Annotated in this window: 18 protein-coding genes; 14 read left to right on the forward strand and 4 right to left on the reverse strand. The window is 69.1% G+C overall.

Annotated features, from left to right (window positions below; translation table 11 throughout):
• Positions 1 to 255 precede the first annotated feature (255 nt).
• Positions 256 to 1,665, forward strand: coding sequence for an AMP-binding protein (locus AB0E69_RS03865; RefSeq protein ID WP_360139027.1), 1,410 nt, complete (start codon positions 256 to 258; stop codon positions 1,663 to 1,665).
• Here the strand turns inward: AB0E69_RS03865 and AB0E69_RS03870 are convergent.
• Positions 1,596 to 2,201, reverse strand: a complete 606-nt coding sequence (locus AB0E69_RS03870; RefSeq protein ID WP_360139030.1) for a 4'-phosphopantetheinyl transferase superfamily protein — start codon at positions 2,199 to 2,201, stop codon at positions 1,596 to 1,598. The genes AB0E69_RS03865 and AB0E69_RS03870 overlap by 70 nt on opposite strands.
• Positions 2,202 to 2,218: 17 nt before the next feature.
• Between AB0E69_RS03870 and AB0E69_RS03875 the strand changes: the two genes are divergently transcribed.
• From AB0E69_RS03875 to AB0E69_RS03930, 12 genes are read left to right on the forward strand one after another with little or no spacing between them, the layout of a single operon-like run.
• Entirely contained in the window at positions 2,219 to 2,473 is a 255-nt protein-coding gene (locus tag AB0E69_RS03875) for an acyl carrier protein (protein ID WP_360139033.1), read from the forward strand.
• Positions 2,473 to 2,703, forward strand: coding sequence for a phosphopantetheine-binding protein (locus tag AB0E69_RS03880; RefSeq protein ID WP_360139036.1), 231 nt, complete (start codon positions 2,473 to 2,475; stop codon positions 2,701 to 2,703). Before AB0E69_RS03875 ends, AB0E69_RS03880 begins: the two co-directional genes overlap by 1 nt.
• Positions 2,696 to 3,691, forward strand: coding sequence for a beta-ketoacyl synthase N-terminal-like domain-containing protein (locus AB0E69_RS03885; protein WP_360139039.1), 996 nt, complete (start codon positions 2,696 to 2,698; stop codon positions 3,689 to 3,691). The genes AB0E69_RS03880 and AB0E69_RS03885 overlap by 8 nt, the downstream gene beginning before the upstream one ends.
• Positions 3,688 to 4,119 carry a hypothetical protein gene (locus AB0E69_RS03890; protein ID WP_360139042.1) on the forward strand — a complete coding sequence of 144 codons (432 nt, stop codon included), beginning with the start codon at positions 3,688 to 3,690 and terminating at the stop codon, positions 4,117 to 4,119. Before AB0E69_RS03885 ends, AB0E69_RS03890 begins: the two co-directional genes overlap by 4 nt.
• A complete protein-coding gene (locus AB0E69_RS03895) occupies positions 4,116 to 5,693 on the forward strand; it encodes a class I adenylate-forming enzyme family protein (RefSeq protein WP_360139045.1) in 1,578 nt (525 codons plus the stop codon). The genes AB0E69_RS03890 and AB0E69_RS03895 overlap by 4 nt, the downstream gene beginning before the upstream one ends.
• The gene (locus AB0E69_RS03900) at positions 5,690 to 6,961 is read left to right on the forward strand and encodes a beta-ketoacyl-[acyl-carrier-protein] synthase family protein (RefSeq protein WP_360139048.1); all 1,272 of its coding nucleotides are present in this window, start codon (positions 5,690 to 5,692) and stop codon (positions 6,959 to 6,961) included. The genes AB0E69_RS03895 and AB0E69_RS03900 overlap by 4 nt, the downstream gene beginning before the upstream one ends.
• Positions 6,962 to 8,035 carry a 4-hydroxyphenylpyruvate dioxygenase gene (gene hppD / locus AB0E69_RS03905; RefSeq protein ID WP_360139051.1) on the forward strand — a complete coding sequence of 358 codons (1,074 nt, stop codon included), beginning with the start codon at positions 6,962 to 6,964 and terminating at the stop codon, positions 8,033 to 8,035.
• Positions 8,032 to 8,937, forward strand: coding sequence for a phytanoyl-CoA dioxygenase family protein (locus AB0E69_RS03910; RefSeq protein ID WP_360139054.1), 906 nt, complete (start codon positions 8,032 to 8,034; stop codon positions 8,935 to 8,937). The genes hppD and AB0E69_RS03910 overlap by 4 nt, the downstream gene beginning before the upstream one ends.
• 11 nt (positions 8,938 to 8,948) lie before the next feature.
• Complete coding sequence (locus tag AB0E69_RS03915; protein ID WP_360139057.1) at positions 8,949 to 9,734, forward strand: DUF3050 domain-containing protein; 786 nt, start codon at positions 8,949 to 8,951, stop codon at positions 9,732 to 9,734.
• A 2-nt stretch (positions 9,735 to 9,736) separates the two neighbouring features.
• Complete coding sequence (locus tag AB0E69_RS03920) at positions 9,737 to 10,687, forward strand: thiamine pyrophosphate-dependent dehydrogenase E1 component subunit alpha (protein ID WP_360139060.1); 951 nt, start codon at positions 9,737 to 9,739, stop codon at positions 10,685 to 10,687.
• Complete coding sequence (locus tag AB0E69_RS03925; RefSeq protein ID WP_360139062.1) at positions 10,687 to 11,661, forward strand: transketolase C-terminal domain-containing protein; 975 nt, start codon at positions 10,687 to 10,689, stop codon at positions 11,659 to 11,661. Before AB0E69_RS03920 ends, AB0E69_RS03925 begins: the two co-directional genes overlap by 1 nt.
• A complete protein-coding gene (locus tag AB0E69_RS03930) occupies positions 11,658 to 12,986 on the forward strand; it encodes a hypothetical protein (RefSeq protein ID WP_360139065.1) in 1,329 nt (442 codons plus the stop codon). Before AB0E69_RS03925 ends, AB0E69_RS03930 begins: the two co-directional genes overlap by 4 nt.
• Here the strand turns inward: AB0E69_RS03930 and AB0E69_RS03935 are convergent.
• From AB0E69_RS03935 to AB0E69_RS03945, 3 genes are read right to left on the reverse strand one after another with little or no spacing between them, the layout of a single operon-like run.
• Positions 12,937 to 13,641 carry an SGNH/GDSL hydrolase family protein gene (locus tag AB0E69_RS03935; RefSeq protein ID WP_360139068.1) on the reverse strand — a complete coding sequence of 235 codons (705 nt, stop codon included), beginning with the start codon at positions 13,639 to 13,641 and terminating at the stop codon, positions 12,937 to 12,939. The genes AB0E69_RS03930 and AB0E69_RS03935 overlap by 50 nt on opposite strands.
• Positions 13,638 to 14,858 (reverse strand): MFS transporter, encoded by a 1,221-nt coding sequence (locus AB0E69_RS03940; RefSeq protein ID WP_360139071.1) that lies wholly within the window; start codon positions 14,856 to 14,858, stop codon positions 13,638 to 13,640. The genes AB0E69_RS03935 and AB0E69_RS03940 overlap by 4 nt, the downstream gene beginning before the upstream one ends.
• On the reverse strand, positions 14,855 to 16,420 hold the full coding sequence (locus AB0E69_RS03945; protein ID WP_360139074.1) for an AMP-binding protein: 1,566 nt from the start codon (positions 16,418 to 16,420) through the stop codon (positions 14,855 to 14,857). Before AB0E69_RS03945 ends, AB0E69_RS03940 begins: the two co-directional genes overlap by 4 nt.
• A 222-nt stretch (positions 16,421 to 16,642) precedes the next feature.
• Here AB0E69_RS03945 and AB0E69_RS03950 point away from each other — a divergent pair, with 222 nt between their 5' ends.
• Complete coding sequence (locus AB0E69_RS03950) at positions 16,643 to 17,920, forward strand: SGNH/GDSL hydrolase family protein (protein ID WP_360139077.1); 1,278 nt, start codon at positions 16,643 to 16,645, stop codon at positions 17,918 to 17,920.
• Position 17,921 lies beyond the last annotated feature (1 nt).

Consider the following 17,921-nt stretch of genomic DNA (forward strand, 5'->3'; position numbering starts at 1 on the left):
GTGCCAGGCTTTTCTGTTGCGGGTAAACCTTCGGCCCGGCGATTGGTCTTTCTTTTCTAACTGCTGCGGACTGGGTAGGCGGTTTGTTTTTCGCCCGCCCGAAAGGCTGTTCGGGGGGATTCCGAAAAGTAGTTGCGGCATTACTTCTGGTCCATAGCGCAGCTGCGTGATCGTGTCGTATCGTCGCGTCATCGCCAGGCCTTGGTGGGGGTGCTGGTCCTCGAATCCTTTGTGTACAACGACTTTGGAGTCTCGATGGCCACAGACGGTACTGTCGTGGTGCCCGGTGCCGCCCAGGGTGCCGAGTGGGTCGACTGGGTCGACGACGTCCTGCTCAACGGGCCGGACCGCGACATCTGCTTTCGGCTGCCGGAACCCGTCGACCGGGCAAAACTACGCGAACTGGTCTACCAACGGCAAAAGGAATTGGCGCAGTCCGGATTCCGGCCCGGTGGTGCGGCGGCCTTGCGGCTGCCGCCGTCGATGGCATTCGTGACACATTTGCTGGCGATCTGGCGCAGCGGCGGGCAGGCGATCCTGCTCGACCACCGGCTGACCGACTACGAGGTGCGGCGCGCGATCGAGCGGCTGGTGCCGCAGGTGGTGGTGTCGCCGGAGCGTCCGGTGCCGGCCGGGCTGCGGACCTTCCTGGACGTGGACGCGGCCGTGTCGAGCTACTCGGGTCATCCGGCCGGGACGACGCATGCCGTCGTACAGCTGAGCTCTGGGTCGACCGGCCCGTCGAAGGTGATCGGCCGGACCGCGACCGACCTGGTCGAGGAGGTACTGCGGTACACGCGGATCGACGGCGTACCGCAGCGGGGGGAGCGGTTGATCCTGCTGCCGTCGATGGTGCACGTGCTGGGACTCGTCGGAGGTCTGCTGTACGGCCTGCACGCCGGGGTGGAGCTGGTGCCCCCGGCGCGGCTGACGGGGGATGCGATCGTGCAAGCGATCGGGTCAGCCACGACGCCGGCGACCGTGCTCGGGGTGCCGTTCCACATCGGGCTGCTGGCATCCGTGCAGGATCCGCCGTGGTTGCCGCAGTTCAAGCGGATGACGACGGGCGGGGAGCTGGTGCCGGCCGCGGTGTCGGGGGCGTTCGAGACGAAGTACGGCGTGCCGCTCGGGAACATGTACGGGATGACCGAGGTCGGGGTGATCGGCACCGATCTCTTCGGCGATCACCGGCCGTCGATCCTGCCCGCGCCCGGGATCGAGGTGCGCGCGGTCGACGGCGAGCTGCAGGTCCGTCGCCCGGAGTCGCCGTACCTCGGTCTGTCCGATCCGACTCGCTGGTCCGACGGGTGGCTCCACACCCGCGACGCCGGGGTCGTCGACGCCTCGACCGGCTTGGTCAGCATCAAGGGCCGCCTCGACTCCCAGGTGTCCGTCGGCGGCCTGAAGGTCGACCTCACCGAGGTCGAGTCCACGCTGACCGCGCTCCGCGGCGTCGAGGCAGCGGTGGTCGCGTTCGACGGCGCGATCACGGCGTACGTCCAACTCAGCGAACCGTGCACGCCGGCCCAGCTGGAAACCGCCCTGGCCCAGCGCCTGGCCCCCTACAAACGCCCCCGGACCTTGCACCTCCTGCCTCAACTCCCGCGGACTACCACCGGCAAGCTCGTCCGCGACCTGACCACGCTCCGCAAGGCCGTCTCGTGACGTACGACGATCTCCGTCAGGCCGGTCGGCGCTGCGAGCGCGAGGACGGCGTCCGGCCACGGGACATAGGTGACGAGCAGCTCGGGAGCGGACGCGACCACCCCACCACCAAGGGGCATCGGTCGGCGCAGACCGGCTCGGCGCAGACCCAGACCGAGCGCCTTGCCCACTGCCTCCTTGGCCGTCCAGAGCTGGAGAAAGGCTCGCCGGACATCGGGTTGTTGGTCCAGCCAACGGAGTTCCTGTTGGGAGAACCAACGGTCGGCGAGCGGGCGGAACTCCCGCGGGCCGAGCTCCTCGAGGTCGAGGCCGACCGGGCCTTCGGGGGCGGCGGCCACCGCGACCTGGTGGTGGGTGTGGGTGAGGCTCACCGCGAGGCCGGGGATCTGCGGGCGGCCGGTCTCGTCATGGGTCAGGGCCGGGTCGTCAGTGAGCGTGCTCGCGAGGGCGAGCAAGAGGTTGTGGGCCGTGGTGCGGGGATCCGCGCCGGCGGGTGCCAACCAGACATGTACCGAAACTCCGACCGAAACTCCCACCGAAAGAAGGTAGCGCGATGAAGGACGACGTACGTGCTTTCGTCATCGAGCAGTTGCAGGACATGAACTACGACGTCAGCGACCTCGACGACGACACCACGCTCGGCCCGGCCGGGGTGGACCTGGAGTCGCTGGCGCTCGCGGACCTGTCGGTGCGGGTCGAGGACCGGTTCGGGGTCAGGTTCTCCGACGACGAGTCCGAGCAGCTCGCGCTGATGACGGTCGGCGAGTTCACGTCCGAGGTGGCCGGCCGGGCGGCCCAGCAGGTCTGATGGCCCCGACCCCGCCCCCGCCCTCCCGGACCGTGATCCTCTCCTGGCTCACCGCCCTGGGCGACCGCCCTCCCGCGGCCGACCGGCTCGACTCGATGGAGCTCGCCTGGCTGGTCCATCAGGTCGAGCAGGTGTACGGCGTCGAGCTCGCCGACGCCGACCTCGAACGCATCACCACCGTCGACGCGGCCGTCGCCGTTCTCGCCGAGGTGCTGACGACCCATGTCTGACCGTCCTGTCGGTGTCACCGGGATGTCGGTGCTGACCGCCCTCGGTCGCGGACCGGAGGCGCAGCTGACCGGGGTGCCGGCGTTTTCGGAGGTCACCCGCTTCGACACGAGCCGGCGGCGTACCCACCACGCGGCGACGGCGGCCGAGGTCGGGTCGTTGGAGGAGGAGCTGGACCTGGCGATCGCGACGGCGTGCGCGCAGGCCGGGGTGGACCGCAGTACGACGCCGCTCCTGCTCGCGTTGCACACCGCCCCGAAGTGCGACTTCGGCCAACGCCGGGTCTACACGTCGGCCTGCGTCTCCGCGAGTACTGCGTTGGCGGACGCGGCGACGTTGATCCGCCTCGGGCGTCTGGACCGAGTCGTCGTGGCCGCGGCGTACCTGGTCGAGCCCTATCAGTACGCCCTCTTCGACGCCGGCCGGGCGCTGTCGACCGACGGCGTGGTCCGACCGTTCTCCCAGCACCGCACCGGCACCCTGCTGGGCGACGGAGTAGCCGCAGTCGTAGTGGAGGCCGGCGAGGGCCTGGCCCAGCTGGTCGGTTGGGCGAGGTCCGGCGACGCCCACCACCCGGTCCAACCCGCCCCCGACGGCCGCGGCCTGGAAGTGGCTGTCAGGGCTGCGCTCCAGAAGGCTGGTCTCGCGTCGGAAGACGTCGGCTACCTGAACGCGAATGCCACCGGCACCACGTACAGCGACGCCGCCGAAGCCGCCGCCATCCAGCGAATCTTCGATCCACCCGTGTCCTCGACCAAGGGTTTGCACGGGCATGCGTTGGAGGCTTCCGGGTTGGTGGAGTTCGTGGTGACGGTGGCGGCTTTGCAAGCGGGAAAGTTGCCGGTCAATGCCGGGTATTTGGGCCCCGATCCGGCGGGTGCGGTGGATGTGATTCTGGATGCGCCGCGAATTGCGAGCTCGCCGTACGGGATTTCGGTCAATTCGGCGTTCGGCGGAGCCAATACCGCATTGGTGGTGCGGGCCGGATGAAGGTTTTGACGGCGGGGCAATGGGTTGCGGGGGAGCCGCCGGGTGTGCCCGGGTTCGTGCACTCGCGGTTCAGTCCGTTGGTGGTCGCGGCGGCCGCGGAGGTCCTGGAGCGGGTGGCGACGGTGCGGCGGACCGGGATCGTGATCGTCGGTGACGGCGATCGGGCGAGTGCCGCGTACGTCGAGGAAGCAGTTGCCAATGGCAAGCGGATCGGGCCGTTGTTCTTCTTCCAGTCGGTGCCGAACAGCGTGGCGGGCTGGATCGCCGCCAAGTGGGACCTGCGCGGACCCGTGGTCTGCGTGACGACGGGCGGGCGGGAAGAGGCCGAAGTACTGCTGGCGGACGGGGATGCGGAGCAGGTGCTGATCGTGCAGGTGGTCGCGGACAAGGCGTTCGCGCAGATCGTGACTGGGGGAGACCCGACATGAAGAGCTTGAGAGCTCGCCTCGCCGCGGATCCGGAGATCGGCACCGGCAACGTCCTCGCGCGGGTGATCGCGCACGGCGCGGACCTCACCGGGCCCGGCCTGACCTTCGACACCCCGGTCGACCAGTTCCCGGCCGAGCATGCGCTGACCCTTGGCGAGCTCGATGACCGGGTCCAGGCCCGTACGGCGTGGCTCGCGGCCCACGGCATCGGGCGCCGTGACGTCGTCGCGGTCTGGGCCACCGAGGCCCAGGACGTGATCCTCAGCTTCCTCGCGCTGACCCGGGTCGGAGCGATCCCGGCATTGATGAACGGCAAGATGGCGCCCGCAATCGCCGACGAGTTCATCCGTCGGTTGCGAGCAACAGCCGTGCTGGCCGACGCACAGCACCGCGAGTTGCTCGAGGTAGACGTCCTGGGGGAGCCGCGCGAGCTGGGGACCGGCGATCCCGCTCAGGCACCCCAGCACTACCGTCACTACGCGGACGACCCGGTCGTGATCACCCACACCTCCGGCACCACCGGCGTACCCAAGGCCGTCCTGCACACCCACACCACCCTTTACGCCGCCCTCAAGCACCTCCTCACGATGCCGCAGGCGCAAGGCACGGACAGGATCCTCAACGCGCTCCCGATCCCCCACACCGCGACCGTCCTGATGGTCAACCAGGTCCTCGGCAACCGCGCCGAGATGCTCTCGCTCTCCAGCCAGGGCGCCCCGACCGTCCTGCACCACATCGAGCGCTGGCAGCCGCGCGCCGTCTACGGGTTCGCCGTCACCTGGGCCGGCCTGGCCCGCGAGGACCTGATGCACCGCGACCTCGACTCGGTGCGGATGTGGTTCAACACCGGCGACTGCGCGCACGAGCCGCACATCCGCAAACTCGTTGCCGTCGGCACCCGTCAGGTCGTCACCCGGGACGGCCGGCAGACGACGCGAGGCAGCCACTTCATCGACGGCCTCGGCTCCAGCGAGATGGGCCACAACGGCTTCCACATCACCCACACCGTCGACAGCGACCACTACGGCCGCTGCATCGGCAAGCCCTACGAGTTCGCCCAGGCCGCCGTGCTGAATGCCGCCGGCGACGAGCTGCCGCCGGGCATGGTCGGCATGCTCGGCTTCCGTTCGCCGTCGGTGTCGCCCGGCTACTGGAACGACTCGGTGACGACGTACCGCTTCCGGGTCAACGGCTGGTTCCTCACCGGCGACCTGGTCTTCCGCGACGACACCGGTCACTACTTCCATCTGGACCGGGTCCCGGACGCGGTCGCCGGGTTCGACGGCCCGCAACTCTTCACGTCGATGTCGGAGGAGCGCATCCTCGCCGCGCTGCCCGAGGTCGACGACTGCACGGTGATCATCACCTCCGGCGCGAGCGGGTACGTCGCCGACGTACTCCTCGAGCTGGCTCCGGAGGCTCCCGAGGCCGACCGGACCGAGGCCGTCAAGGCCGCCGTCGGGGGCGAGGTCGCCGCGATCATCCGCAACGTCACCGTGGTCGGCGCGGGCGAGGTGCCGGTCACGGTGACCGGGAAGGTCCGCAAGGTCGCGCTCCGGGAGGCTCGCTCATGACCGTGACCGTGACCGTGACCGGGATCGGCCTGCTGACGCCGGTCGGCCGCAGCCCTCAGGAGGCGTACGGCGCCTTGCTGCACGGGCGGTCCGGCATTGTGAAGCCGCCCGCGGACCACCCGATCGCCAACTCGATCGAGCTCGCGGGCATCCTGCCGCCGTTCGACGCCGGCGATCTCGGCAAGGGCCCGGACGGGAAGGTGATGGACCGGACCGTCATCCTCGCCCAACTGGTCGCCGCGGACGCTCTCGCCGATGCCGGTCTGGTCGTCGGGGACAACGTCGATCCCGCGCGGATCGGCGTGATCGTCGGCGGGGTCGGCGGGATGGCGACGCTCGAGCAGCAGGTGCTGGCGCGCGCCGAACGAGGTCGCGCGGCAGTCAGCCCGTACCTGCTCACCGGCATCCTCCCGAACATGCCGGCCGCCCGGCTCGCCATCCGGCATGGCATCCGGGGATACACGTCAGCAGTTGGTACGGCGTGTGCGTCCGGGGCTCAGGCGATCGCGGACGCCGTAAGGCTGATCCGGTCGGGTGAGGCCGACGTGGTGTTGTGCGGGGCGAGTGAGGCTCCGCTGTTCCCCACCTTTGCGGAGACCTTCGCCAATGCGCGGGCGTTGGCTCGTGGGTGGGACGATCCCGCAGAAGCCAGTCGACCGTTCGACCTGCGGCGGAACGGGTTCGTGCTGAGCGAAGGTGCCGCACTCCTGGTACTGGAAAGCACAGAGCATGCCGTCGCTCGAGGGGCGGCTGGGTACGCGGATGTTGCCGGGTATGGGGTGAACTCCGACTCGCATCATCCGACTGCTCCGCGGCCGGACGGTGAAGGTGCGGCGGCTTGTATGCGGCTGGCTCTCGCCAACGCCAAGGTCAGGCCCGAGCAGGTTGGTTACGTCAACGCGCACGGGACCAGCACCAAGCTCGGGGACGTCGCCGAGTCCGTTGCCATTGGCAAGGCGTTCGGGGCTTACCAGCCGGCCGTGAGCTCGACGAAGGCGTTGACCGGGCACATGCTCGGCACCTCCGGCGTGGTCGAGGCGATCGCCGCGGCCGGTGCGATCACGTCCGGCCTGCTGCCCCCGACGTACCACCTGGACGACCCGGATCCGGCCTGCCCGCTGGACCACGTCCGCAAGGAACCCCGCGAAGCACGCCTCGAGTACGCGCTGTCGAACTCGTTCGGCTTCGGCGGTCAGAACGTCAGCCTGCTCCTCGGCACCGCCAGTACACCGGAGCGGCGAGACCTGAACAGTGAGGAGAAGGCATAAATGGAGATCTACGGGATCGACCACGTCGAGCTGTACGTGGGCGACGCTCGGCAGGCGGCGTTCTATCTCGGACACGCGTTCGGCCTGCAGATTCACGGCCAGGGTGGGCCGGACACCGGTCTGCCCGGCCAGCGGTCGCTGCTGCTCCGCGAGGACGCCGTACAGATCGTGCTGACGTCCGGACTGGATGCGGAGCACCCGGCCGCGGCGTACGTCCAGCGGCACGGCGACGGCGTCGCGGTCGTCGGCCTCGAGGTCGACAACGCGGCGGTCGCCTATACCGAGCTGCTCGCTCGCGGCGCCGAATCGGTGGGCGAGCCAACGACCTATACCGACGAGCAGGAGACCACGGTCGTGGTCGCCGAGGTCGCCGGGTTCGGGGACGTGATCCACCGGCTGGTCGAGCGGCACGGACCGCGGCGCGAGTTCCTGCCGGGCGCGATCCAGATCACCGAGCCGGCCGGTGGTCCGGACGAGAAGCTGTTCAGCGAGATCGACCATCTGGCGATCTGCGTGCCGTCGGGCCAGCTGAAGCCGACGGTCGAGTTCTACGAGAACGTGTTCGGGTTCCTGCCGATCTTCGACGAGTACATCGAGGTGGCGGGCCAGGGCATGGAGTCGACGGTCGTGCAGAGCCCGTCGAAGCACGTGACATTCACGCTGATCGAGCCGGACCCGAACCGCCGGCCGGGGCAGATCAATGACTTCCTCAGCTGGCACGCGGGCGCCGGCGTCCAGCACATCGCGTTGCGGACCAGCGACATCGTCGAGGCGGTCAGCACGCTGTCCGGCCGTGGCGTGAACTTCCTCGCGTCGCCGTCGACGTACTACCAGGCGTTGCCGGAGCGGGTCGGCGAGCTGGAGACGCCGATCGAGGACCTGGAGAAGCTCGGCATCCTGGTCGACCGCGACCACTGGGGTCAGCTGCTGCAGATCTTCACCGAGTCGATGCACGTCCGCCGCACGCTGTTCCTGGAGATCATCGAGCGCCGCGGCGCGATGACGTTCGGCAGCGGCAACATCAAGGCGCTCTACGAGGCCAAGGAACGCGAGCTCGCGGGAGTCGAGGCATGACCCTCGAGTTCAAGCTCTCCGAAGAGGAGATCGCGCTCCTCCCCACCGACGACGACGTTGCCTTCTACCACGAGCACGGCTGGTACCTGTCCAAGAAGCTGCTCACCGACGACGAGGTCGACGAGTTGGTCAACGCCAGTGAGCGGTACTACGCCGGCGAGCGCGACCGCACGCTTCCGGTCGCGCCGCCGAAGCTCGCGTACTGGGAGCCGTCCAAGGGCGACGTGCAGCGGCACAACGACTACGTCCACTACGAGCACGACGGGCTGGCGAAGATCCTCCGCAAGCCGCTGATCGGTGCGGTCGCGGCCCGGCTCGCGCAGACCGACGAGATCCGGATCTTCCAGTCGACGCTGATCTACAAGCCGCCGATCTCCGGTGAGCCGTCGAACATCGTGCCGTGGCACTTCGACAAGCACTACTGGTCGTCGTCGTCCTCGGACCGGATGCTGACCGCGTTCATCCCGTTCCACGACTGCCCGCCGGAGATGGGCACGATCACGATGGTCGACGGCAGCCACCGCTGGCAGGAGATCGGCGCCAACGACACCGTCGTCCGGCACTTCGCCGAGCGCGACCGGTCCGAGCTGGACGAGATGCTGGCCGAGAACGCGGCGTACAACCACGCCGACGTCACCAAGCTGCCGATCACCATCCCGCGCGGGCACATGAACTTCCACCACTGCCGGACGTACCACGGCAGCGGCGCCAACGTCAGCGACCGTCCGCGCCGGGCGATCTCCCTGCACCTCCAGGACGGCGACAACCACTACCGCGAGTTCCCGCTCTCCGACGGCACGCTCGCGACGTACAACCACGACGTCCTGGTTCGCCGGACACTCACCGGCCTTCCGGACTACTCCGACCCCGACTACTGCCCGACGCTCTGGGCAGACCGCTGAGAGGAATTCGCATGTCCCGATACGACTGGGGTCAGACCCACCCCGGCATCGAACAGCTGGAGAAGGCCGTCGCCGAAGCCCGCGACCAGGTCGTCCAGCACCCGCTCTACGCCAACCTCGACACCCATGAGGCGCTGGTCACGTTCATGGAGCACCACGTCTTCGCGGTCTGGGACTTCATGTCGCTGCTGAAGTCGTTGCAGCGCGAGCTCACCTGTGTGACCGTGCCGTGGATCCCGACCGCGCATACCAGCAGCCGCCGGCTGATCAACGACATCGTGATGGTCGAGGAGAGCGACGAGCTCGGCGCCGGGTTCATCAGCCACTTCGAGCTGTACGTGAACGGGATGACGGAGGCCGGCGCCGACACCACCGCGATCAACGGGCTGATCGATGCGCTCCGCGCCGGTACGCCGGTGGTGGCGGCGCTCGAGCAGGCCGGCGTACCGCAGGCGTCGGTCGACTTCGCCGGGACGACCTGGAACATCATCGAGAACGCGCCGGTGCACTGCCAGGCGGCCGCGTTCGCGTTCGGGCGAGAGGACCTGATCCCGGACATGTTCCAGCAGGTGGTCGCGGTGAACGAACGGTCCAACAAGCTGAACCTGTTCGTCGACTACCTCGAGCGGCACATCGAGGTCGACGGCGAGCAGCACACGCCGATGGCGATGCAGATGGTCGCCGACCTCTGTGGTGACGACGAGGCCAAGTGGGAGGCGTGCGCGGACACGATCAACACCGCGCTGGCCGCCCGGGTCCGGCTCTGGGACGCCATCCTGGCCGCGGTCAAGGGCTGACCATGACCACCACCGATCTCTACCGGACCGTCAGGCTGGTCCGCCGGTTCGAGGAGCGGGCGATCGAGTACGTGCGGTCCGGGGAGATCGTGGGTGGGATCCACCCGTACCTCGGGCAGGAGGGGATCGCGGCGGGAGTCTGCGCGGCGCTGAAGGACACCGACGTGATCACCAGCACGCACCGCGGCCACGGGCACGTGCTCGCCCGCGGTGCGAACCCGGCCCGGCTCTTCGCCGAGCTGATGGGCCGGGAGAGCGGGCTGAACAAGGGCCGCGGCGGGTCGATGCACGCGGCCGACTTCAGTCTCGGGATCCTCGGCGCGAACGCGATCGTCGGCGCGGCCGCCTCGATCGCGACCGGAGCGGCCTGGGGGTACCGCCGGCGGGGCCGCGACACCGTCGCGGCCACGTTCTTCGGCGACGGCGCGATGAACGAGGGAATGTTGCTCGAGGCATTCAATCTCGCGGCGCTGTGGCGGGTGCCGGTGATCTTCGTCTGCGAGAACAACGGCTACGCGACCACGATGCCGGTCGACTCGGCCGTGGCCGGCAGCATCACCGGTCGCGCGGCGGCGTTCGGGATCCCGGCGTACACCGTGGACGGGCAGGATCCCGAGCTGGTGCTGACGGCCGCCGAGACCGCGGTCGACCGGGCTCGCTCCGGCGACGGGCCGACGTTCCTGGAGTGCACGACGTACCGCTTCGACGCGCACCACACCTTCGAGCACCGGGCGCGGCTCAGCTACCGCTCGACCGAGGAGATCAACGCTGGGCGTTCGCGGGACCCAGTGGAGATCCAGGGTGCTCGACTGTCCGTCCAGCAGCGGGCGGACGTCGACTCCGAGGTCGAGTCCCTGCTCGACGCGGCGGCCGGGATCGCGCTGGGAAGCGCCCACCCAGATCCGGCCGCCGCTCTCGAGTACCTCTACGCGTCCCCGGGGGTACTGCGCTGATGCCGAAGCTCTCCTACCTGAAGGCGATGAACCGTGCGCTCGCCGACTCGCTCGACGAGGACCCTGCCGTGTTCCTGCTCGGCGAGGACATCCGGGCCGCCGCCTCCAACCTGACCGCGGGACTGCTGACCCGTTTCGGGCCGGAGCGGGTCCTGGACACGCCGCTGTCCGAGCAGGCGTTCACGAACTTCGCGACCGGCGCGGCGCTGGCCGGTCTCCGGCCGGTGATCGAGTTCCAGATCCCGTCGTTGCTGTTCCTGGTCTTCGAGCAGATCGCGAACCAGGCCCACAAGTTCTCGCTGATGACCGGCGGGCAATGCAAGGTCCCGGTGACGTACGTCGTGACCGGCTCGGGGTCGCGTACGGGCTGGGCCGGGCAACACTCCGACCACCCGTACACGCTGCTGGCCCACGTCGGCGTCAAGACCGTCGTACCGTCGACGCCGGCGGACGCCTACGGGCTCATGCTGTCGGCGATCCGCGACGACGACCCGGTCGTCTTCTTCGCACCGTCGGGTGCGTTGGGCGTACGCGAGGATCTCGACTTCGCGGCGCTTGCTCCGGTCCCGCTCGGTACCGGGCGGTTGGCGCGAGTCGGGAGCGACGTGACGATCGTTGCCCTCGGCCACCTGGTGTACGAGGCGCTGGTGGTCGCCGACGAGTTGGCCGGTCAGGGGATCTCGGTCGAGGTACTCGATCCGCGGACCGTCTACCCGCTCGACACCGACGGCCTGCTCGCCTCGGTGGTGAAGACCGGCCGGCTAGTCGTCTTCGACGACTCGAACCGGACCAGCGGCTTCGCGGCCGAGGTGCTCGCGGTCGCCGCCGAACGCTGCACGCTCGACGCGCCGCCCCGCCGGGTGACCCGCCCGAACGGCGCCGTCCTGCCCTTCGCTCTCGCCCTCGACCGCGCGGTCCAGCCCGACCGGGACCAGCTTGTCGCCGCGATCCACGCCGTACTGGAGAACTCATGACCGACCTGTGGAACCAGTTGCCCGAGGCAACGCGTGCGGCGATCGTCGCGCGCGGGACCGCGTCGTGGCGGCACGTGTACGACGGAGTCGCCACGCACAACAAGGAGTGGCGACCGCTCCGCCCGCCGATCATGTCGGTGCGCACGTACGACTCGTTGACCGAGATCTCCGCGACCGTGGCACGGCTGATCCTCGCGGCGTGCCGGCGGCGGGCGGCGACCGCGGGAGAGCTGCGTCGGGCTCTGGGGTTGCCGGTCGGGTACATCGATCTGCTCGACGAGGACCTGCCGCTGACCGACGAGCTGATCGGCGGGGTGCGCGCTGACATCCTGTTCGGCGGCGGAGCGCCGTACGTCGTGGAGGCGAACATCGACAGCGCGCTCGGTGGGGCGCACGACTCGGACGGCGTCGCCGCGCGTTTCCTCGCGGCGTACGCCGGGGATGCCGCGCTGGACGAGCTCGGGTTGACGGCGCCGGCATCGGCGGTGGACGCGCGGTACGAGGCGGTGCGGTCGGCGCTGCAGCTGACTGGTGACGATCGGTTGGTGATGGTCTTCACCACGGCCGGGTCCTATCCGGGGTCGCAGGACGGGCTGGCGCTGATCAAGCTGCTCGAGCCGTTCAGCGCACGCGGCCGCGAGCTGGGCCTCGACATGCGCGTGTACCCCGTCGAGTGGCTCACGCTGGACGACTCCGGCGGGCTCTGCGTGGACGATGGACCGGTCGACGCCGTCCTTCGGATGTTCGTACCCCAAGGTACGAAGCCGAGCGAGGGCCTGGACGCGCTGCACGCCGCGGTGCGCTCCGGGACGGTCCGCATGTTCACCGCAACCGCCAGCTGGCTCCTCGCCAGCAAGCAAATCTTCGCTTGGCTGTGGGCAGATCTGACTCTGATGGAAGCTGCCGATGCGCGGATCATTCGTCAGCACGTCCCGCAGACAGATCTCCTCACCGCCGATCTGCGCGACCGCGTGCTGGCCGATCGCGAGCACCTGGTTCTGAAACCGAACGGCAACTACGGCGGTGTCGGGGTAGTGGTCGGCCCCGAGGTCGATGCGGCAGCCTGGACGGCTGCTGTGGACGCTGCGGTGCAAGAGGGTGGTTATGTGGTGCAGAGGCATGTGGACGTCGACCGGCTGACGATGCAGTTCGTCCGGATGGCGACCGGCGAGGTCGAGCAGGCCGACGTACCGTTCTGCATCGCGCCGTACCTGTTCGGCGGTACGCCGGCCGGCGCCTACCTGCGGTTCACGGTGCCCGGCGCCGGCCCGGTGGTCAACGTGGGCCAGGGCGCGCTGACGAGCGGTCTGCTGTTGCTGCCCTGAGCCAACGACCGAGTGTCCGAACCGTCTCGGCGGTCGCCACCGCATCGCTTCGGGCGTTGCCGTGGCGGCCGTCGCTGCTGTACAGACCCGGGTCGGTCGACAGCGGGTGGTCGGTCAGGTGGACGTGGATCGTGCCGAGCGATTCCGCCAGGTCCATGGTGTGCAGGGACAGCGTCCGCATTCGTTGCCTGAGGCCCGGACGTAGCCAGTCGGCGACGGCCGGGCTGTACGAGACGTCGAACATACCGAGCGTCATCACGTCGGCGCCGGCGCCCTGCAGCGTGGTGATCATCAGGGTGAGTTCGCGGTCGACCCGGTCGGCGTCGTACGTCGCCGGGAACGCATCGTTGCCGCCACCAACGACCAACGCGAGGTCCGGGCCGAACATCAGCGCTGCCTCGAGCTGGGTGCCGAGGATCTCCCGGGTGCGCAGACCGCTCACGCCGAGGTTGAGGTACTCCAGGCTGGGCTGTACGGCGCGGAGCTCGGCGGCGATCCGCTCGGCCCACTGCAACTCGCTGTACCCCTCGACCGGCTCGCACAAGCCCTCGGCGACGCTGTCACCCAGGACGACGAACCGTCGCCAGGGGTGGCCGGAGAGCAGCTCCGGGCTCTCGCCGGGGCGGAGGCAGTAGGGGTCGTCGTCCTCGGTCATGTCGCCTCCACGGTCTTGGGCGCGTCCAGGATCTTTCCTGGACCGCGCCGGAGCAGCGGGAAGATGCTGACGATCAAACAGGCGATGCCGGACCAGACCAGGGCCGGGATCAGCCCGAGGCCGCTGACGAGCTCACCGGCGAGCAGGGCGCCGAGTGGGAGACCGGCGAAGGAGGACGCGGCGACCAGGCCGATGACGCGGGCCTGCAGGTTCTTCGGGACGTGCTCATAGAGGGCGGCGCCGAAGACCGGGTTGATGGCGGCGATGCCGATCCCGGACAGGAACGTGACGACCATGACCAGGACGAGGTTGTCGCTGAGGCCGAGGACGAGCAGGCGTGGGCTACCCCCGATGAGCGCGCCGAGGGCGAAGGTCAGGTAGCGCGGAACCCTGGTGGCGAGGACGGCGAAGGTGATGCTGCCGAGGAGGGCGCCGGCCGAGAACGCCCCGAGGGTGAGGCCGAGACCCTCGGCCGAGCCGAGCTCGTCGCGGACCCAGACCGGGATGAAGACCGCCGTACTCGCGCTGGCGAAGATGTTCATCGTGAACGTGGTGATCAGCATCGTCGCGAGCAGCTCGTCGCGGCGGACGAAGGAGAAGCCTTCGGCGAGCGAGCGGAAGTACTTGTCCCGGGCGGTGTCGGAGACGACCTTCGGCGGGTGGACGAAGGCGGCGACGAGTACGGCGCAGACGACGAAGGTGGCGGCGTCGATCCAGAGCACAGAGGCAGCGTCGGTGAGGTAGATGAGCAGGCCGCCGAGCGGTGCTCCGAGCAGGGTCGCGCCGCGGGCGAAGGCTTCGTGCAGCGAGGTGATCCGGATCAGTTGGACGTCGGCTGCCTCGGCCATTGGACGAACCAACAAGTCTTTGGAGCGGTCGGCGGCGCCGCGGAGCGCACCTGCCACCGCCACGAGCACGAGGAGCGCGCCGAAACCGAGACTGGTGGTCGCGGCGATCGCGGCCACGGCGACGGAGCTGGCGAGGTTGGCGACGACCGACGTACGGCGTGGTCCGAGGTTGTCGATGATCGGACCGGCCATGATGCTCGAGATGATGTAGGGCACCAGCTCGACCGCGGCAACGAGCCCCATCCGGGCCGCACTCCCCGTGGTCACCAGCACCAACCACGGAATCGCCACCATCGTGATCCGGCTACCCACCGCAGACAGCACGTCCGCCACGAACAGCAACACCAACCCCCGCCGAGCGGGGGTCATGCGCCAACCTCCGCCTTCACATCGCCGCCCGCGCCACCGGGCGTGGGCTCTGTGGCGTCCTGGTGTAGTTGTCGGTACAGGGTTCTCAGGGCGAGTTTGTCTACTTTGAGGATTCGGGTGAGGGGTAGTTCGTCCACGAAGTCGATCGAGCCGGGGACCCAGATGTCGTTCAAGGTGGTGCGGACCTGGTCCTGCAGCTCCGCCACGGTGGCCGGCGAACGCAGTACGACGAAGGCATGTACTGCTTCGCCCAGGACCGCATCGGGGATGCCGATGACCGCAGCGGTCCGCACGGCCGGGTGGTTGCTGAGGGCATCTTCGATGGGGCGGCAGAAGATGGCCCAGTTGCGGCGGGTGGTGACGATCATGTCGTGCACCCGGTCGACCAGGAAGAGGTGGTTGTCCTCCAGATACCCGACGTCGCGGGTGCGCAGCCAGCCGTCGACGAGCGTCTCGGCGGTCAGCTCGGGTTTGCCGAGGTACCCGGCGAAGACGAGCTTGCTCTGCACCCACACCTCGCCGGTCTGCCCGTCCGGCAGCAGCTTCCCGTCGTCGTCGCGGATCTCCACCCGCACATCGCCGTACGGCGTCCCCGCCGCGGCCAGCGGATGCTCCTCGGTCAGCCCCGGCTGCGCCGTCACGACCACGCATTCGCTCAGCCCGTAGACGATCCGCAGTACCGGACCGAACCGCGCGATCCCTTGCCGCAGCCGCGCCGGCGTCGCCGGACCGGCGCCCACGTTGAGCATGAACAGACTGCTGCAGTCGACGTCCGCCCCACCCGGATGGTCGAGCAACTCGTACAGCATCGGCGGCGTCACGTACGTCGAGGTGATCCGCTCGCCCGGCACGATCCGGTAGAACTCCTCCGGCGACCAGCTGTCGGTCAGGAACAGCACGCCGCCCGTGAACAGGTTGAAGAAGCTCGTGATCTGCCCACTCGCCAACCACAACGGCGAGCTCGAGTAGTGCCGCAGCAGCGGAAAGCCCTGCGCCCGGAACGCGGCTGCCAGCTCCAGGATCTGTTCGTAGAACGACTGCGTGTGGTGAACCAGCTTGGGATCCCCGGTCGTCCCGCTGGTCTGCAGCACCGAGTCCGGAGCCGGCACGGCCCGCACCTCGTACGGCGCACCCGTCGTCGCCAGATCGGTGATCCGGTACGCCGGCATCGTCGCCAGCGACTCGGCCAGCTCCTGCCCGAGCTCGGTCGCTTCGTCGTACACGAACACGTCCGCGTCGGCGAGCGTCACGAACCGGTCGATCTCGCGGCGCGACGTGATCGGCGCGCTCCACAGCACCCGGCAGCCGTGCAGGTGTGCGCCGAGCTGCAGCGCCGGGGCGTCGAAGCAGTTCGCCGCCATCACCAGCACCTTGCCGCCCGGGCGCAGGCCGGCGTCCCGGAACGCACCGGCGAAACGCAGTACAGCGGTTAGCAATTCACCGTACGTCGCGGTCCGGTCACCGCGGGCGAGCGCGGGCCGTTCGGCAAATTCCTGGAACAGGTTGAGCACCCGCAGCACGTAATTGCTACTGTTTTCGGGCAGCACGAATTCAGGCAGCATCCGATCGGCATCCCCTCGACGTCGGCCACCCCCAGCCGTACGAAAACTCTACTCGATCGGCCCCGGGCCAGGTGTGAAGGAATACCCCTGCGATCGGCGGGTGGAACCACCGCGCTAACCGCTGCCGAAAGAATTCCAGAAATGCATTTCTGATTCATTGACCGAATTCCGTCCGGCGTATTACGTTCCGTCCCGCCATCCATTCCGCCGGGAGGTCCGTTCATGCCCATCTCCAGCACCTGGCGCGCGGTCGCAGTGACCGCCGCCCTCACCCTCGCCGGCTCCAGCCTGGCCGGCGCGAGCTACGGCGGCCACGACGCCGACTGGGTCGGGACGTGGGCGACCGCGGTCACCCACGGCGACGCGACCGGGTCGACGAACAACGGCCTGACCAACCAGAGCGTCCGGCTCAACGTCCGGCCGACCGTCGGCGGCCACCGGATCCGGGTCCGGCTGTCGAACATCTACGGCGAGAAGGCGATCACGGTCGGCGCCGCGACCGTTGCCAAACCCAACAAGGCGACCCCCGAGCTGTCCGACATCGACCCGGGCACACTGCGGACGCTGACCTTCAACGGCGCCTCGAGCACCACGATCCAGAAGGGTGCCGAGCTGCTGAGCGACCCGGTCAACCTGCGGCTCGGCACGCTCGACGACCTCGTCATCAGCCTGTACTTCCCGGTGAACACCGGCCCGACCACGTTCCACGGCTCGTCGATCCAGGACAACTTCGTCGGCGTCGGGAACCTGGTCAACGACCCGGGTGGCGCGAACTACCCGACCACCCGGCGCTGCTGCTGGTTCTTCCTGTCCGGTGTCGACGTCAAGACCGACGACTCCGCGGGCTCGATCGTCGTGCTCGGCGACTCGATCAGCGACGGCACGAACAGCACGCCGAACGCCAACAACCGCTGGCCCGACCAGCTGGCCGAGCGCCTGGCCGCGGCCGCCGGCGACAGGCCGTTCCCGAGTGTGCTCAACGCGGGGCTGGCCGGCAGCCGGCTGAACCACGAAGGCACCGAGCCGTCGGACAACGGCGCGTTCCCCGGGTTCGGCGAGGTCGGCGTGAACTCGCTGGCCCGGCTGAACGAGGACGTCTACGCGCAGACCGGCGTACGGACGCAGATCACCGAGCTCGGCATCAACGACATCTGGATGTCCGACGACTCGGCGGACGAGATCATCGCCGCGCTGCGGCAGGTGAACGCGCAGACCAAGGAGCGCGGCATCCGCAGCATCGTCGCGACGATCACGCCGTTCGAGGGACTGGGCGGGACCGACAGCTGGACGCCGGCCAAGGAAGCCACCCGGCAAGCGGTGAACAGCTACCTGCGGTCGAGCCACGAGTTCGACGGCGTACTGGACTTCGACCAGGTACTGCGGGACCCGGCCGCGCCGTCCAAGCTGCGGGCGGACCTGGACTCCGGTGACCACATCCACCCGAACGACGCCGGCTACCAGGCGATGGCCGCGTCGGTGCCGCTCAACCTGGTGCGCTGAC

The sequence above is a fragment of the Kribbella sp. NPDC026611 genome (assembly GCF_040638345.1).
In the GTDB taxonomy this organism is placed as follows: Bacteria; Actinomycetota; Actinomycetes; order Propionibacteriales; family Kribbellaceae; genus Kribbella.

What these genes read in the sequence shown, in the direction of transcription:
- AB0E69_RS03950 (WP_360139077.1), top strand. Translation starts at nt 16,643, where the DNA reads ATGCCCATCTCCAGCACCTGGCGCGCGGTCGCAGTGACCGCCGCCCTC.
- hppD (WP_360139051.1), top strand. Translation starts at nt 6,962, where the DNA reads ATGGAGATCTACGGGATCGACCACGTCGAGCTGTACGTGGGCGACGCT.
- AB0E69_RS03915 (WP_360139057.1), top strand. Translation starts at nt 8,949, where the DNA reads ATGTCCCGATACGACTGGGGTCAGACCCACCCCGGCATCGAACAGCTG.
- AB0E69_RS03940 (WP_360139071.1), bottom strand. Translation starts at nt 14,858, where the DNA reads ATGACCCCCGCTCGGCGGGGGTTGGTGTTGCTGTTCGTGGCGGACGTG.
- AB0E69_RS03890 (WP_360139042.1), top strand. Translation starts at nt 3,688, where the DNA reads ATGAAGGTTTTGACGGCGGGGCAATGGGTTGCGGGGGAGCCGCCGGGT.
- AB0E69_RS03925 (WP_360139062.1), top strand. Translation starts at nt 10,687, where the DNA reads ATGCCGAAGCTCTCCTACCTGAAGGCGATGAACCGTGCGCTCGCCGAC.
- AB0E69_RS03895 (WP_360139045.1), top strand. Translation starts at nt 4,116, where the DNA reads ATGAAGAGCTTGAGAGCTCGCCTCGCCGCGGATCCGGAGATCGGCACC.
- AB0E69_RS03900 (WP_360139048.1), top strand. Translation starts at nt 5,690, where the DNA reads ATGACCGTGACCGTGACCGTGACCGGGATCGGCCTGCTGACGCCGGTC.
- AB0E69_RS03880 (WP_360139036.1), top strand. Translation starts at nt 2,473, where the DNA reads ATGGCCCCGACCCCGCCCCCGCCCTCCCGGACCGTGATCCTCTCCTGG.
- AB0E69_RS03865 (WP_360139027.1), top strand. Translation starts at nt 256, where the DNA reads ATGGCCACAGACGGTACTGTCGTGGTGCCCGGTGCCGCCCAGGGTGCC.
- AB0E69_RS03920 (WP_360139060.1), top strand. Translation starts at nt 9,737, where the DNA reads ATGACCACCACCGATCTCTACCGGACCGTCAGGCTGGTCCGCCGGTTC.
- AB0E69_RS03875 (WP_360139033.1), top strand. Translation starts at nt 2,219, where the DNA reads ATGAAGGACGACGTACGTGCTTTCGTCATCGAGCAGTTGCAGGACATG.
- AB0E69_RS03935 (WP_360139068.1), bottom strand. Translation starts at nt 13,641, where the DNA reads ATGACCGAGGACGACGACCCCTACTGCCTCCGCCCCGGCGAGAGCCCG.
- AB0E69_RS03910 (WP_360139054.1), top strand. Translation starts at nt 8,032, where the DNA reads ATGACCCTCGAGTTCAAGCTCTCCGAAGAGGAGATCGCGCTCCTCCCC.
- AB0E69_RS03885 (WP_360139039.1), top strand. Translation starts at nt 2,696, where the DNA reads ATGTCTGACCGTCCTGTCGGTGTCACCGGGATGTCGGTGCTGACCGCC.
- AB0E69_RS03945 (WP_360139074.1), bottom strand. Translation starts at nt 16,420, where the DNA reads ATGCTGCCTGAATTCGTGCTGCCCGAAAACAGTAGCAATTACGTGCTG.
- AB0E69_RS03930 (WP_360139065.1), top strand. Translation starts at nt 11,658, where the DNA reads ATGACCGACCTGTGGAACCAGTTGCCCGAGGCAACGCGTGCGGCGATC.